Here is a 16,004-nt window from a genome sequence, read left to right as displayed (position 1 = left end):
GATTTAGTTTTTTAGGTCCTTAATCACTTTAAAAGCAACGTCAACCTGATCTTCTCCAACTAAAATGGTAAATTCGTTTGAAGTCGAAATTACCTCATTGATGATAATTCCTTCCCATGCCAAACGTTGGAAAATGAAATAGTAAATTCCGGGAACCACGATGTTTTCTTTTGGCAATTTTACAGTTATGGAGGCCAGGTTGTCTAATTTCTGAATAAGTTTCTCGCGCATAAAGTGTTTTTCAACCAAGTGATTTACGCTGCTGCTTACTACAATATTAGTTTCGTTTACCCCACGTGATGAGGTGTAAAAGATATCAGATAAAGCATTAATGTCAGAAATTAAATCAGCCTGTTTGTTCAGAACAGTTTCGGAAGCGGCAAAAGTATAGTCCGTCAATTCAGATCGAACGGTGATTTCGCCAATATTCTTGATTACTTTATTGATTTTATGATTCAGTTTAAAATCCAGTTCTTCTGTGAGTCGTTTTAATGACATTACAACAGCGCCTTGTTTTACTTCCTTACCAAATTCACTTTCTAATTCGGTCATAATGTTCCGCGAAAGAGAAGTAAGGTTGATGATTCCAAGCGATAACGCATTTAATAAAAAGGGTTTTGTTTTAATGTAATTTTCGACGATTGAAGAAACGGTTTTCATAGTTTTTTTCTTTTTTTTTGTAACTTAATTGGTTTGTTGTAGTTAATTTTGTGTTATAAAACTTCGCGAATATAAATAAAAGAACAATTTGTTACAAATATAACAAGGTAAAATTATGTTAAAAATGGAAAAAAGCGTCTGTAATGTGTTCAATTGCAAATGATTCCTTGTTTTTGTGTATCGCAATGATGTCAAAACGGACTTCAATATCCATTTTCCTATCGTTTATATAGGCATTTACGGCTTTTACCAGCAGTTGAATCTTTTTAGGTTTCACAAAATCCTGTGGTAAACCAAAGCTTAAACTTGATCTTGTTTTGACTTCAATGATGGCCAAAATAGATTCTTTTTCTGCGATAATATCAATTTCGGCCTTTTGAAAAGTCCAGTTTCGATCGAGAATTTTATAGCCATTTCGCTCGAGATATTCCACAGCGAGATCTTCACCTTTTTTTCCAAGTTCGTTGTGTTCTGCCATCTTTTAATTATGAATTGCGAGTTGTGATTTTTTTATGCAGTAATGAGCAATTTGCATGCAAAGACGCGAAGTTGCAAAGAAAGGAATATAACTTTACGACTTCGCGTTTTTGCGAGATTACGAAATGTGGTATTTAAAATTCTTTAGAGAAAAATCTCAGAAGCTATTATTTTTTAAAGGTAAGAGAACTTCCGGATGCATTTACATCAATAGTAACAGTACTTCCCATAATTAAGGCCCTGTTGTCCTGAATGTGTCCGGCTGGGAAATTAAAAATTACGGGAATATTGTACTTTTTGGTCACATCATCTACAATTTCTACCGCATTTTTCCCCCATGGAACTTCGTTATCCTTCATTTTGGTCATACCTCCAACAACAATTCCTTTTAGGTTTTCGATACATCCATTGCGTCTTAAATTCATCATCATACGATCGATATGATACAGATATTCGTCCAGATCTTCAAGGAACAAAATTTTATCCTTACAGTCAATTGCCGAAGGAGAACCTAATAAACTGTATAAAATAGATAGATTTCCCCCCACTAACTCCCCGGTTGCTTTTCCAAAGCGGTTCATTTTATCCGGAGCAATACTATAGGAAATAGGTTCACCAAACAAGGCAGATTTCATTGAACTGACCGCAGCGGGAGTAGCTCTTGGAACCGTTACAGGCATGATCCCGTGAATGGACTGATAGCCCATCGTATTCAAATGATTGTGCAGAACAGTAACGTCACTGAAACCAACAATCCATTTTGGGTGTTGTTTGAATTTGCTAAAATCAAGTAAATCGATCATCCTTACCGTTCCATAGCCACCGCGAACACACCATATTGCTTTGATATTTGGATTGTCTAACTGTTTTTGAAAATCGGCAGCACGTTGTTCATCGGTACCGGCCAGTTGATTAAAATCCAAACCAATAGTACTTCCAACTACAGCCTCAAGTCCCCAGCTGTGTAATAAATCTATAGTAGGTTTCAGATTATCGTCTATATTTTTTCTTGCTGTTGCTAAAATGGCTACAGTATCTCCTTTTTGTAAATAAGGTGGTGTTATCATGTTTTGTTGTGATTGACAGTGGATGGATTGTAAAGCAAAAATAAGAAATACGAGTTTATAAATAGAAAAGTAGTTTCTGTGGTATTGACGGGTGCTCGCTTTCATGTTTTTCTGCTAATTCATTCGTAAAGATAAAACAAATATAAATATTTTTAAAAACAAAATTATTAGAAAATTCTTACAATACGGTTTAATTGTTTAAATTGAACCTTTTAAAGAGTTAAGTTTATGAGAGTAATTTCTTTTCAATTCAGTAGTATCGTTTTTTTATCTTTTACAATTCTGCAGGCACAGCCAAAAAAATATGCTATCCATACTATCGCATTTTATAACTTTGAGAATCTCTTCGATATTAATGATGATGTCAATACCAACGATGACGAATGGACACCTAATGGGACTCAGCATTGGACGATGGAAAAATACGAACAGAAATTAAAAAACCTGTCCAAAGTTTTGTCTGAAATTGGAAGGCCGGATAACTCAAATGCTCCGGTACTCATTGGTGGTGCCGAGATTGAAAATCGCACGGTTCTCGAAGATCTGGTGAAACAACCAAATTTACTCCCTTTTGACTATGGAATCGTTCATTTTGATTCGCCGGATAAACGAGGAATAGATGTTGCACTTTTATATCAGAGAAAATACTTTAGACCCACGTCATATTCCAATATTCCGCTGCGTATTTATCTAAAAAAAAGCGCAGATAAAGAAGAGGAGATTCAGCAACCGGAAGATGATATCGAAATTAAAACCGATAATAAGAATCGGGTTTTTACCAGAGATCAGCTTTTAATTTCAGGATTTTTAGAAGGAGAGGAAATTCATATTATCGTCAATCATTGGCCGTCCAGATCGGGAGGGGAGAAAGCAAGCAGTATTTTTCGGGAAGCTGCCGGAAGTTTAAACAGAAGAATTATTGATTCGCTACAGCAAATAAACCCCCATGCTAAAGTGATTACAATGGGCGATTTGAATGATGGGCCCTTTAATAAAAGTGTAAAAACTGTTTTGGGTGCAAAGACAAAAAAATCAGAAGTGGAGGAATTCGGGCTTTTTAATCCCTTTGCGGCAATGCTCGATAAAGGTTTAGGTACAATTGCATTTAGAGATTCCTGGGATATTTTTGATCAGATCATCATTACAAAGTCACTTATACAATCTGATTTTTTGACTTTTAATTTTTGGAAAGCGGGAATTTTCAATAAAACTTTTCTGGTTCAGAGTTCAGGATCGTATAAAGGGTATCCGTTACGGCATAGTTTGACAGAAGTTGGATTTAGTGATCATTTTCCGGTTTATATATATTTAATCAAAGAAGTGAAGTAAGTTTTAGTTTACAGTCTCAGTTTTTGATCCCAGTCTTAGTTGATCACTGTAAACTGAGACTGTGACTAAAAACGGGCACTGAGACTGAAAACTTTTCCTTAACTTAGCTACTTAGAAACTTACTACCTTTAAAAATGGCAATAGCAAAACCTTTCAATCTAACAAAGTGGATCGATGAGAACCGTCATTTACTAAAACCTCCCGTTGGGAATAAAAATCTTTATGTTGATTCCGGTGATTATATCGTGATGATTGTTGCAGGTCCGAATGCTCGAAAAGATTATCATTATAACGAAACCGAAGAGCTTTTTTATCAGCTGGAAGGCAGCATAAAAGTGATTATTCAGGAAGATGGAAAACGAAAGGAAATGGATTTACATGCAGGTGATATGTATCTTCATCCTGCTAAAGTTCCTCATTCACCTGTTCGTTCCGAAGGCTCAATAGGATTGGTAATCGAACGCAAACGTGCAGGATTAGGGTATACTGACGGATTGCTTTGGCACTGTGATCATTGCAATCATAAATTGTATGAAGTGCTTTTTGAATTGCATAATATTGAAAAAGACTTTCTGCCGCATTTCGAATATTTTTATAATTCGTTAGAGTTGAGAACCTGCGATAACTGTGGAACTGTAATGGAATCGGATCCCAGATTTGTGGCGAAGAAATAAAAGTATACTTATTCAACCCGACAGGTTTTCAAAACCTGTCGGGTTTTGTTTTTATGGCAAATAAATAATTTACATTCATATTTGGTGTATATTTGTATTATAAACGATGTAAAAAACATATCAAAAATGATACAAGAAATAATTACATACATGAATATTGTAAATAGTATTGAAAATTTAATTGATACATCTCCATATAAAAAAAATTATATTATCGAGAAAGTTGGTATTCCAAGTCCGACTTTCTATCGAAAACTAAAATCTCAGACTTTCACTCCGGATGAAGTATTGTCTATAGCAAAAATACTTTCTCCCGAAGAAAATTTCAGATTAGAGCTCAAGGCTGATATTGAACAAGCCAAACGAGAGTTTGAAGAGGGTAATTTTATGACACATGAAGACATGTTACTTGAATTAAAGAGTAATGGAATAATTTAAAAAAGGTCTAAAATTGTTGCCGGTCTTTGACGGTTATCATAAAACCGAATTAAATGAATGAAGTCCTCGTTAATTACATAATAGAGTGATATATCTTTTGTAATAAATATTTCATTACATTCTAAATCATACCTAAACTTTCCTAAATGGGGATTTTTCGAAATTAAATTAGTACTTCGTAAAACTTCATTCACAAATTTTTGTGCGATTTCAGTATTTCTATATTGAATTAAATAATTACGTGTTGTATAAAAAGTATATTTAGCTTTTGTTGACCAAACAATTTTCATTATTAAAAAATTAGTTCAGTAAATTTATAAAAAAATACCTACAAAATAATTTACAATTCAAATCTTTTTCCTTGTTCAGGATAAATAATTTTAATCTTTAAGTCATTTTGTTTTTGCAGCTGCTCTTTTAGTTTTGCAATATTCTTAACAGGTGGCTTTAGATGTGTAACAATAATAGGGAAACCATTCAAAGTACCTTTTCCTGCTAATTCTTCTAAAACATGAAGCTCTTTCATGAGATAATTTGGAGTAAGATGTCCGAATAAAAATTGATCCGGTTGTTCATTTGGGAAGGAAACCTCAATAAAAATACCTTTTAATTGTTTGCTTTTAACCAAAGGTGCAACTGCAGTCCAGAGCGACTTTAATTTATCGCTTTTCTCTACTGCATCCGGTCCGGTATCCCCCAGATAAAGTACATACGATTCAGCATTTTTAATCAGGAAAGCAGTGCTTTCAAACGGATTCACATGACTCAACGGAAATGCTTTTGCCGTCATCGTTGTATTGGTAACTGGAATTTCTTCTCCGATATTTAAAGTCTGAAAATGGTATTTTTTTAATGGAGTTCCGGGGCCTTTATCTCCAAAATTGGCCCAGGTCTGATCGTTGAAATAATGGTTTTCCATCATTTCCATACATTTTTCAGTGGCATAAACCGTCTTGGAAGAATCTGCGGGAGAGTTGATTATTAAACCTGAAACATGATCTAAATGTGCATGCGATATAAAATAACCTTTAATGTATTTTCGTAAAACTTCACTGGTTGAAACTTTAAAAACCTTGTTTTCAATTGCTTTTTCAATTCCGGCATTCACAGTTCCGGCATCTAAACAGATAAAATCATTGGTGTGAGTAGGGGCAACTAAATAAGCAGAAAGATTCTTCTCATCTATTCCTCCTTTTATGCCTAATGGAACCACCTGAAAGGAAGATTTTTGTTCTTTTTGAGAAAAGGCCTGAACTGAAATTAAAAGGAAACAGATTAAAAACCGGTTAAGAATAGACATATTAGAGTAATTTTAGTGCCACAAATTTCATCAATTAAGACGAATAAATCATGATAGAAAGCTGTAATTCATTTTAATTAAAGCTAAATTTACCTGATTTTAACAAATTAGTTTGGTCTATTTTCGGTCCGAAATAATATCTTTACATAAAAATATAACAATTTTAACAAAAAAAGTTACAATGACAACAATAGCATCACAGTTTGGAATGAATGAGGCTCTGGAAAAATTGGGCATCAAATCAATAAACGAAGGAACATCAACGGGGCTGGAGAATTTTTCTTCAGGAGAAATTTTAAACAGCTTTTCACCGGTTGATGGAAAATTAATAGCATCAGTAAAAATGTCGACGCCTGAGGATTATGAAAAAGTTATGCAGGCAGCTACAGAAGCTTTTAAAAGTTTTCGTTTAATTCCTGCACCACAACGTGGAGAAATTGTGCGTCAGTTTGGACAAAAGCTTCGTGACAATAAAGAAGCGCTTGGTAAGTTGGTTTCCTACGAAATGGGTAAATCATTGCAAGAAGGTTACGGTGAAGTACAAGAAATGATTGACATTTGTGATTTTGCAGTGGGTTTATCGCGTCAGCTTCACGGATTAACGATGCATTCAGAAAGACCGGGACACCGTATGTACGAACAATACCATTCGTTAGGAGTTGTGGGAATCATTTCGGCGTTTAACTTTCCGGTAGCGGTTTGGTCGTGGAATACAGCTTTGGCATGGATTTCCGGAGATGTTTGTGTTTGGAAACCTTCTGAAAAAACACCTCTTTGCGGAATTGCCTGTCAGAACATTATCGCTCAGGTGATCAAAGAGAATAATTTACCGGAAGGGATTTCTTGTTTGATTAACGGCGATTATAAAATAGGAGAATTAATGACAGCCGATACCAGAATCCCGTTAGTTTCGGCTACAGGTTCAACCCGAATGGGGAAAATTGTAGCACAGGCAGTTGCCGGACGTTTAGGGAAATCATTGTTAGAGTTAGGAGGAAACAATGCTATTATTGTAACTCCGGATGCCGATATTAAAATGACCGTTATTGGTGCTGTTTTCGGAGCTGTGGGTACAGCAGGACAGCGTTGTACTTCAACACGCCGACTAATTATTCACGAAAGTATTTATGATAAAGTAAAAGATGCTTTGGTTGCGGCTTATAAACAACTAAGAATTGGAAACCCATTGGATGAAAACAATCATGTGGGGCCACTTATTGATACACATGCGGTGGAGCAGTATGCTAAAGCTTTAAACAAAGTGGTTGCCGAAGGAGGAAAAATCCTCGTGGAAGGCGGAGTGCTTTCAGGTGAAGGTTACGAAAGCGGCTGTTATGTAAAACCTGCAATTGCGGAGGCTCAAAATTCATTTGAAATTGTACAGCACGAAACATTTGCTCCGGTGTTATATTTGATTAAATATTCGGGAGAAGTGGATAACGCTATCGATTTTCAAAATGGAGTTGCTCAGGGATTATCATCAGCAATTATGACAAATAATTTGCGTGAAGCAGAAAGATTTTTATCAGTAGTGGGTTCTGATTGCGGAATTGCGAATGTAAATATCGGAACTTCCGGTGCTGAAATTGGAGGTGCTTTTGGTGGAGAAAAAGAAACCGGAGGCGGTCGTGAGTCAGGATCTGATGCCTGGAAAATTTACATGCGTCGTCAGACCAATACAATCAATTATACAACGAGTCTGCCTTTGGCACAAGGAATTAAATTTGATTTGTAATATTTAATAAATTCAATTAGAAACCGCTTATTTCATTTGTTCCAAATAAGCGGTTTTTTTAGGTCCAATTTATAGAGCTTTGTTTATTTTTGATTGAAAATTGGTATTAAATGGATCGAAAAATACTTTTATTGTTTTTGACAGCTTTTATGATAAGTTGTAGTAAAAAATCAGATGAAAAAACGGCAGTAGCGATTAAAGATACGTTGAATCAAAACACTTTTGAAGGAGAAGAGGACGGGTATGAAAGTGATGAATCTATAGTAACTTTAAAAGAACTTCAGTTTCCAAAAAGAGGAAAAAGTATCCAGGATTTTGTTTTAGAACCTTGCGAAATAAAAATGCAAGCGGAAGGATTTTTAAATGATGACAACCTAAAAGATGTTGTAATTGTTTTGCAGAATACTAATGATAGCGCAGACTCACGTCCAACTTTGGTGCTTTTGCAGCAAGAAAGCGGAGGATATAAATTACAAGACCTTTCATGGGAAGCAGTAGGTCCGGAATATCCAGATTATTTTAGACTTGGAGATATTTCTATAGATTCTGAAAAGAAATTGCATATTTTGCTTGAGGGAATGGGACCAGCTGGTAATAGAGAAGCTGTATATAAGTATATAGATGATAAATTAGTTCTTATTAGTATTGGTACTTTTCATTCAGGTGCAGGTTCGTGGCTTACGAGTGAATATGATCTTATTTCAGGCAAATATGATCATGAAGTTACGAATACATTGCATGATAGTATGCCAAGTGAACATCAAATAGGAGAATTTAAATTGAAACGACAAATGTTATTTGCAAGAGATAATCCGGATACAATTGTAGAGACTCTTCCGCAGGCCAATTGGTAAATTAAAAGTATATTATTTAAGATTTTGAAAATATAAAAGGCTTCCAAATTTGGAAGCCTTTTTGAATTTTAAACTATTGAGCGCTTTATTTTTTTAGAACAGTTTGATTGAACGAGCCTTCATTAGTATAAACTTTTACCAAGTAGGTACCCGAAATTAAATTACTTACATCAATGCTTTCTACATTTTTGCCAACACTTTTTACTAAAGTTCCTGACATATTGTACACCTGAACTTTTTCGATACTTTGCACTGATTCGGAGAAGTATAAAACATCAGCAACCGGATTTGGATATAAAATCACTTTTGAAGTTTTTGATTCTGATGTGATTTCTGATGATGTTTGTGCCGTTCTTAATGTACTTCCGCTATTGTAATCCGTGCTGATGTAGAATAAATTGGCAACAGAACCTTTTGTAATGGTATTGGAACCCGTAGGAATTGAAGCCGTCACAATTCCGGCCGATGCAGTGTACGAGACATTGTTTACTTTGATCGTTCCGGTAAAGTTAGAGTCGAAAACCAATGTCAGAGTAGAAGGACTCGCAGTAGTATAGGTAATGGTAGTACTTGATTCTATTTTGAGACGTGCTGTAAGAGTTAATCCCGCATAGGTTATTGATCCGTTAGTTGAATTCATATTTCCGGTAATGGTGTAAAATGAACTTGTTTTTCCGGATGTTGTAAAGTTATGAATCTCATCTCCGGCAGGTGTTCCGGTAGTAACGGTAATAGTTCCTGAACCCGTTGCCGGAGTTCCTGTTCCGGTAGTTGCGATAGAGTATGAAACAGTAGCCGTCGGAGTTCCGGTAATGGTGATTGTTTTGGCGCTGGTATTTTTTACAAAACTAATTCCTGAAGCTGGCAAACCGGTAACTGTAGCATCTGTCGCATTTCCTCCCCAGGTGAAAACAATCGTTGCAATTGCGTTTCCGCTGGCAACCGTTTGACTGTTATTGTTTGTGGATGTCAGTGTTTGCGTGCCGGCTGTGGTTACCGTAATAGTTCCTGTACCCGTTGCCGGAGTTCCTGTTCCGGTAGTTGCGATAGAGTAGGAAATATTAGCCGTTGGAGTTCCGGTAATGGTGATTGTTTTGGCGGTGGCATTTTTTACAAAACTAATTCCTGATGTCGGCAAACCTGTAACCGTTGCATCTGTTGCGTCGCCTCCCCAGGTGAAAACAATTGTTCCAATAGCAGTACCGCTGGTTACAGTTTGATTGTTATTGGAAGTTGAAGTTAGGGTTTGAGAACTTGTAGGCGGATTGCCTTCCCCTTGTACAGCAACCAAAGTCCCTGTGTAATTGGTAAGTGTCGATTTAAGTGCCGTGATTACTGTTGAAGAAGTATCATCGATACTATTGTCAAATGTCCATTTTAAATCACCTCCCGAAACACGTCCGGCGTATTGAGTTACTTTTGTTTTAGCAGTCGCCGGTTGTTCGATGGTTAAATTTTTTACGTAAAGCGTAGCATCGGTATCAAAATTATTATAAGTATTGGCTCCGGATTTAGATTTAACAGCGCTGCTTACTGTTTCTCCCCTTGTTGTGGCAACATAAGCATCGAAGTCGGTTGTGGAGCTAATTTTTCCTGAAATATTGTATAACGGATTAGGATCATTGTAGGCTACAAAACGCATGCTATTAGTTCCGTTTGAAGCGTCAAAAGTATTGTTGAAAGCTTTAATTGATCCTCCGGCTTCACCTGAAAAGGTTCCCATAGTTCCGGCATTGTTTACCTGATTGGTTTCGTCCCAGATATCAGTTCCCTGCAAAGAAGTTAACATGGGATGTTTACTGTTTCGGAAGTAGTTTCCCTCCACAAATAAGGAAGAACCCAAGGTAGAACCCGAACCGTATTTGGCAACACCATCAAAATAATTGTTGTAAATATGTGCGGAATAATAGCGCACACGAGGATGACGCGAATCAGAGTGATCAAACCAATTGTGGTGATAGGTGATGTACAAACCGCTTGTAGTGCCTTCGCTCAAACCTAAAAGACTTGCTTTTCCGTTGTCCCAAAAGTGATTGTAAGACAGGGTGATGTAAGTTGATGTTTTATTGTCTAAAGCTCCGTCTCCCTTTATTTGATCAGCATCGCTTCCTGCATTTCCATAAAATAAATCGCAGTTGTGTACCCAAACGTGATCATTGTCTTGCTGCATGCCAACATTGTCACCCGCGGTGCTGTTACAGTTCATAAAACCAAGATTACTAACCTCTATGTTCGATGCCGATTTCAAACGTACGCCCCAGCCATTGGCAACAGCATCATTTCCTATCCCTTCGATCGTAAGATAACTGGCTGCATTGTTGGCATTTTCAATAACAACATCTCCGCCTTCCATCACAGACATGTCCGTAATATTTCCAATTAAACGAATGATAAACGGACGTGTATCTTTTCCTTTTTTGATGGCATACAATATGTTTTGTAAACCAACGCAAGGGTTTGCACTGGCTCCGGTGATATTCATCGAAATAGTGTTTTTGGTATTTTGCGTGATGTATAAAATAACTGCATTGTCTTTCGGAGTTCCGTCAGCTTTGTATCCTCCCGGAACGCGTCCGCCCTCAAAAGCAAATCCATTACGATCTTGGGCAGCAACGGTTAACGAACCTGTTGTTGAACCAGTACCTTCGGCACCCGAAATGACTGGTTTGATCTTAACGGCATAAGATCCTGCTTTTAGACCCGGAATGTCTGCACGAAAATAACTTCCGTAACTTCTGATCAATTGGTCGTCAATTTTTTTATCGGTGACTCCATTACCGGAGTAATACACATTATAGGTTTGTGCATTGCTTACAGGTTGCCATTTAACAAATGCCGATTCAAGCCAACCCGAGGATTCGGTAATTTGGACTTGTTGTGCCCATAAGGGAACTGTAAGCAGTAAAAGCAGGAGAATAAGTAGGTTTTTTTTCATAATTGTGGTTTTTTGGTTAATAAAGTTTCTTGTGATTTTTTGGGTATTGATTCAATAAACAAATTTGTAATCGATTACACAAAAATATATTATTTTTCGATATGTGTAAAATATTTGTTATAAAAAAGCAAAAACGATAAAAAATTACGCTTTTGAATATAGATAATGTAATAAATTGCATTAATTGTAATTTATTACATAAACACGATAGGTTTTGTGAAGTAGCATTTTTATTGCATTTGAGAGCATAATGGAGAGAAGAAAACAAATGCAATAAAACCAAAATATTAGATTTATAACATTTTGAGTAATTTATGTTATAGCGATAAAAAAGTCGTGTTTTGTGATTTAAAAGTCGTCTTTTCTATATCTGTTGATACCTTTTGAGTTTGAAAATTACATCGATTTTACTTCTATTTTATTCCAATGTAATATGAAAATAGCACAATGCAATTGGACTATATTGAATATACAATCCGTATTAATCGTTTTTGAGATGAAAAAAGGAAGTACTAGAGAAAGAGTGTCTGTCAACTTCCGCAGTATTGATTAGATGAAGTTTTAAAGCAGGCTGAAAGCTTAAAAACAGCAGTATAGTTTAACTTGGAGTTGGCATTATCCTGAAGGGGTAAGAGCAAAAAAAAGCCTTTTGAATATTTCAAAAGGCTTTGGTTATGAGAAAAAGAAAGAATTAATCTTTGCTTGATAATTTTGATAATAGTCGTAAGAATTCAATGTACAACCAAACTAGTGTGATAATTAGTCCCATTGCACCATACCATTCCATGAATTTTGGCATTCTTTGCTGTACTCCTTTTTCGATCTGATCAAAGTCTAAGAATAAGTTTAACGCAGCAATAATAATTACAAAAACACTAATTCCGATACTCATCATTGAATTTCCATAGTGAACCGGAGTCCAGCTTGTGAATAAAGAAACTAACCATGAAATTAAATAATAGGTAGCAATTGCTAGTGTTGCCGCAACAACTACCGACTTAAATTGCTCTGTTACCTTTACAATTCTGAATTTATATAAACCAAGGCATACTAAAAAAGTAACCAGAGTTGCTCCAACGGCGTTAATTACAATTCCGGGATATTTGGCTTCAAAGATGGCTGAAATTCCCCCAATAAATAGTCCCTCAAATAAAGCATAACCAGGAGCTAAATAAGGAGAAGCCTGAGGTTTGAAGGCTGAAATTATAACTAAAATTAGTCCAACGATGGCACCACCAATAGCAGGCAGCATCACATTCATACCATTAAATGCCATCCACCACGTTACCATAGCAGATCCGCATAGAATTAAAAACAAGATGGCCGTTTTGTTGATTGTACCGGACAAAGTCATTTCCTGATTGTAGTCGATAATTTGTGCCTGATGTACTTCTTCAGCTTTTGAAACAGCATTAGAGGAAAAACGCTTGTTGCTTAAAAATGGATTTTTTGAATTAAAGTTCATAATGTAATTGGTTTTAAAAACTTATCAAATATAATCGATATTTTTTGATGTGCCTTGATTCCTATAGAATTTTTAACAATTCGGAGCATTTGTTTTGAAGCATTATTCTTCTAAATAAAAAAGCCGTCAATTAAGTATTGACGGCTCGTATTTTGATATTGAAATTCTTATTTTAAAAGATCTAAAACTAAAGAAGGGAATAAACCTAAAGCAATGTTCAAGGCAATTGAAATAACAGCAACGGCATAAATAAGGAAAGGTTTTCCGGTACGCTCCTGATTCGGTTCTTTAGAGTACATCGCTAAGATTAGTTTGAAATAGTATCCAACACTAATAATTGAATTGATAACCGCTACAATTACCAGAGCAATATATCCTGCCTGAATGGTTTGGTTGAACAAGAATAATTTAGCAAAGAAACCAGAGAAAATAGGAATACCCGCCATAGACAACAACGAACCTGTAAGGATTGCTGCCAATAGAGGATTTGTTTTTCCTAAACCGTGAAAGTTTGTGATATCTTCGTTATCCTGATTTTTACATACGTATAAAACAACACTGAATGCTGCGATTCCGGCCAATGCATAAGCAGCTGTGTAGTACAATAAAACACCTGCTGAGGTTGCTATCGTTAATAAAGTCATTAACATAAAACCGGCATGCGAGATTCCTGAGAATGCCAGCATACGTTTTACATTTACCTGACGTAATGCCATTATATTTCCAACAGTCATAGAAGCGATTGAAACGATTACAACAATAGTTTCAAAAGTTCCTAAAAGATCCTGATTGTCTAGTGATGGAATGAAATTCAATGCAGAAACCAATTTATAAAGAGTAGCGATCGCTACAACTTTTGCCAAGGTACTCATTAAAGCAGTAGTTAATGCAGGAGAACCTTCGTAAACATCCGGAGCCCAGAAATGAAAAGGAACCGCTGCTACTTTGAACAACATACCAATAATCATCAAAATCATTCCAATTGGGAACCAGATTGGCAATTCGGCAGATAAAGAGACTTCGTGGATTTCAGCTACATCAAAAGTTCCCATTGCTCCGTAGATCAAACAAATTCCGAACAAAATGATTCCTGATGCAAAAGATCCCATTAAGAAATATTTCATACCCGCCTCATTACTTTTTAGATTCAAACGATCGCTCGCAGCCAAAACGTAAAGGGCAATAGACAGAATTTCAATTCCTAAGAAGAACATTGCTAAGTTTCCGAAAGAAACCATAGCCACTCCCCCGGCTAATAAAAATACTTTGATCGCAACGAAATCGGAGATTTTGGTTGGATGATTTTCGTAAAAATTATGACTTAATGCTACCAGGAAAATGGTCAACACAATAAACAACGATGAAAATGTGACAGAGAACTTACTCACTGTAATCATATTGTTATAGTAACTTGCTGTTGATCCGAATTCGTAAAAGTTAAGCGCCAAAACACCTAGTAAACCAATGATGGTAATAGGAACGATGGCCTTTCTTAAATTAAGAATTTCAAACAATAGGCAAAAAATACCCAATCCTGTTATAGCTATTAATGTATTCATTTTTGTTTTTTTGATTTAGGAAATCTAAAACTAATGACGCCCTAATTTATTTTTATTTAAAATATTTTTTAATTTTTATTGATAACGTTCAGAATCGTTTCTAAACTTGGTGTAATCAAATCTGTAATTGGTTTTGGATAGAATCCGAAGAAAATCAACACTGCAATAATCGCTACTAATGAAATTCCTTCATTAACAGAAACGTCAGCAAAAGTTTTCGAATTGGTTTCTCCCAACATTACATTTTGAAACATTTTAAGCATATAATAAGCTCCTAAAATAATAGTAGTTCCACCTAAAACAGCAAACCAGATATTAATTTGAGAAAGACTATACAAAACAGTAAATTCTCCAACAAAGTTAAAAGTACTTGGTAAAGCAACAGAAGCCAATACCAAAATTAAAAACATTGAAGTGAATTTTGGAGATTGTGTACGAATACCGCCTAATTGTGAAATTTCTCTGGTTTCGTATCTTCTGAAGATAATTTCGGCAGCATAAAATAAACCTACTACCACAAAACCGTGAGCAATCATTTGCAATACAGCTCCGCGTAAACCATCAATAGTTAGGGTGTAAGTTCCCGCAGCAATTAAACCAACGTGCGCCAAAGACGAGTAAGCTAACAATTTCTTCAGATCTTTTTGTCTTAAAGCTACAATTGATCCGTAGATCACACCAGCAATTCCAAGAGCGATAAAGATGTTCATGTATTCTTTTGCAGCCAATGGTGCAAGGGGTAATTGCCAACGAATAACACTGTACAATCCCATTTTTAACATGATACCGGATAAAAGCATCGTTCCAACAGTTGGTGCTTTTTGGTATACATTTGCCTGCCAGGTATGGAAAGGAATAATAGGAATTTTAATAGCATAAGCTAGGAAGAATGCTAAGAATATCCATAATTGCTCGCAAGCTGATAAATTTAATTTGTACAAATCTTCGATTAAGAAGCTTCCGGCTTTTTGATACAAGTAGATAAAAGCAACTAACATGAATAAGGAACCTGCAAGTGTGTAGATAAAGAATTTAACTACTGCTTTTCTGCGTTCTTCGGCATCACCATTACCCCAGATAAGGGCAATAAAGTAAATTGGAATAAGCGCTAACTCCCAGAAAATATAGTATAAAAGACCGTCTGCTGCCAGGAACGTTCCTGTCATAGCAAAAGCCATAAATAAAATTAGAGCATAAAAACCTTTGGCATTTTTGTATTCGTTACCAAAAGAAGAGAATATAATAATTGGCGTTAAAGCTACTGTCAGCAAAAGCATCGCCATACCTAAACCATCTGCGTTAAGAGCAAATGAAATTTTAGGCTGAGTAATCCAGGTATTGATCAGGCTGATATTCTCACCAGCTGAAAAATGATTTAATAAAACAATTGAACAACCTAAAGCCGCCAAACTAAAGAACAAAGCTACTTTTGATGCTAGTTTGTCACCAACAAAATAAGTGGCAAATGCACCAATTAGAAGAATAATTAATATAAGAGAAACGTTCATAGT

General features: G+C 35.8%; 13 protein-coding genes. 5 read left to right on the top strand and 8 right to left on the bottom strand.

Features of this window, described 5'->3' with window-relative positions; all coding sequences use genetic code 11:
• Positions 1–3: 3 nt before the first annotated feature.
• The 3 genes from BHE19_RS04450 to BHE19_RS04440 all read right to left on the bottom strand — a co-directional run bounded on the left by BHE19_RS04450 (position 4) and on the right by BHE19_RS04440 (position 2,204).
• A complete protein-coding gene (locus tag BHE19_RS04450; RefSeq protein ID WP_008466087.1) occupies positions 4–660 on the bottom strand; it encodes a hypothetical protein in 657 nt (218 codons plus the stop codon).
• Between the two features lie 118 nt (positions 661–778).
• Positions 779–1,138, bottom strand: coding sequence for a YraN family protein (locus tag BHE19_RS04445; RefSeq protein ID WP_070906126.1), 360 nt, complete (start codon positions 1,136–1,138; stop codon positions 779–781).
• Between the two features lie 166 nt (positions 1,139–1,304).
• Positions 1,305–2,204: a S66 peptidase family protein gene (locus BHE19_RS04440; RefSeq protein WP_070906125.1), complete on the bottom strand. Its 900-nt coding sequence runs from the start codon at positions 2,202–2,204 to the stop codon at positions 1,305–1,307.
• 228 nt (positions 2,205–2,432) lie between these two features.
• Between BHE19_RS04440 and BHE19_RS04435 the strand changes: the two genes are divergently transcribed.
• The 3 genes from BHE19_RS04435 (at position 2,433) to BHE19_RS04425 (ending at position 4,645) form a co-directional block, all read left to right on the top strand.
• Positions 2,433–3,533 carry an endonuclease/exonuclease/phosphatase family protein gene (locus tag BHE19_RS04435; protein ID WP_070906124.1) on the top strand — a complete coding sequence of 367 codons (1,101 nt, stop codon included), beginning with the start codon at positions 2,433–2,435 and terminating at the stop codon, positions 3,531–3,533.
• Between the two features lie 134 nt (positions 3,534–3,667).
• Complete coding sequence (locus BHE19_RS04430; RefSeq protein WP_070906123.1) at positions 3,668–4,207, top strand: 3-hydroxyanthranilate 3,4-dioxygenase; 540 nt, start codon at positions 3,668–3,670, stop codon at positions 4,205–4,207.
• Positions 4,208–4,333: 126 nt separating this feature from the next.
• On the top strand, positions 4,334–4,645 hold the full coding sequence (locus tag BHE19_RS04425) for a hypothetical protein (RefSeq protein ID WP_070906122.1): 312 nt from the start codon (positions 4,334–4,336) through the stop codon (positions 4,643–4,645).
• A 340-nt stretch (positions 4,646–4,985) separates the two neighbouring features.
• Here the strand turns inward: BHE19_RS04425 and BHE19_RS04415 are convergent, their stop codons facing one another.
• Positions 4,986–5,945 carry an MBL fold metallo-hydrolase gene (locus BHE19_RS04415; protein WP_070906120.1) on the bottom strand — a complete coding sequence of 320 codons (960 nt, stop codon included), beginning with the start codon at positions 5,943–5,945 and terminating at the stop codon, positions 4,986–4,988.
• A gap of 181 nt (positions 5,946–6,126) precedes the next feature.
• Here BHE19_RS04415 and amaB point away from each other — a divergent pair, with 181 nt between their 5' ends.
• A complete protein-coding gene (amaB, locus tag BHE19_RS04410; RefSeq protein WP_017494592.1) occupies positions 6,127–7,680 on the top strand; it encodes an L-piperidine-6-carboxylate dehydrogenase in 1,554 nt (517 codons plus the stop codon).
• A 110-nt stretch (positions 7,681–7,790) separates the two neighbouring features.
• Entirely contained in the window at positions 7,791–8,534 is a 744-nt protein-coding gene (locus BHE19_RS04405; RefSeq protein ID WP_070906119.1) for a hypothetical protein, read from the top strand.
• A gap of 85 nt (positions 8,535–8,619) precedes the next feature.
• Here BHE19_RS04405 and BHE19_RS04400 read toward each other — a convergent pair whose 3' ends face one another.
• The 4 genes from BHE19_RS04400 to BHE19_RS04385 all read right to left on the bottom strand — a co-directional run bounded on the left by BHE19_RS04400 (position 8,620) and on the right by BHE19_RS04385 (position 16,001).
• Positions 8,620–11,469: a pectate lyase family protein gene (locus BHE19_RS04400; protein WP_070906118.1), complete on the bottom strand. Its 2,850-nt coding sequence runs from the start codon at positions 11,467–11,469 to the stop codon at positions 8,620–8,622.
• Positions 11,470–12,160: 691 nt separating this feature from the next.
• Positions 12,161–12,934, bottom strand: coding sequence for a Bax inhibitor-1/YccA family protein (locus BHE19_RS04395; RefSeq protein ID WP_070906117.1), 774 nt, complete (start codon positions 12,932–12,934; stop codon positions 12,161–12,163).
• Between the two features lie 167 nt (positions 12,935–13,101).
• Entirely contained in the window at positions 13,102–14,493 is a 1,392-nt protein-coding gene (locus BHE19_RS04390; protein ID WP_070906116.1) for an NADH-quinone oxidoreductase subunit N, read from the bottom strand.
• Between the two features lie 68 nt (positions 14,494–14,561).
• Positions 14,562–16,001, bottom strand: coding sequence for a complex I subunit 4 family protein (locus BHE19_RS04385; RefSeq protein WP_017494597.1), 1,440 nt, complete (start codon positions 15,999–16,001; stop codon positions 14,562–14,564).
• Positions 16,002–16,004 lie beyond the last annotated feature (3 nt).

It is taken from the genome of Flavobacterium tructae, assembly GCF_001853485.1.
Lineage (GTDB): Bacteria > Bacteroidota > Bacteroidia > Flavobacteriales > Flavobacteriaceae > Flavobacterium > Flavobacterium tructae.
This window is presented reverse-complemented; position numbering and strand designations above follow the sequence as displayed.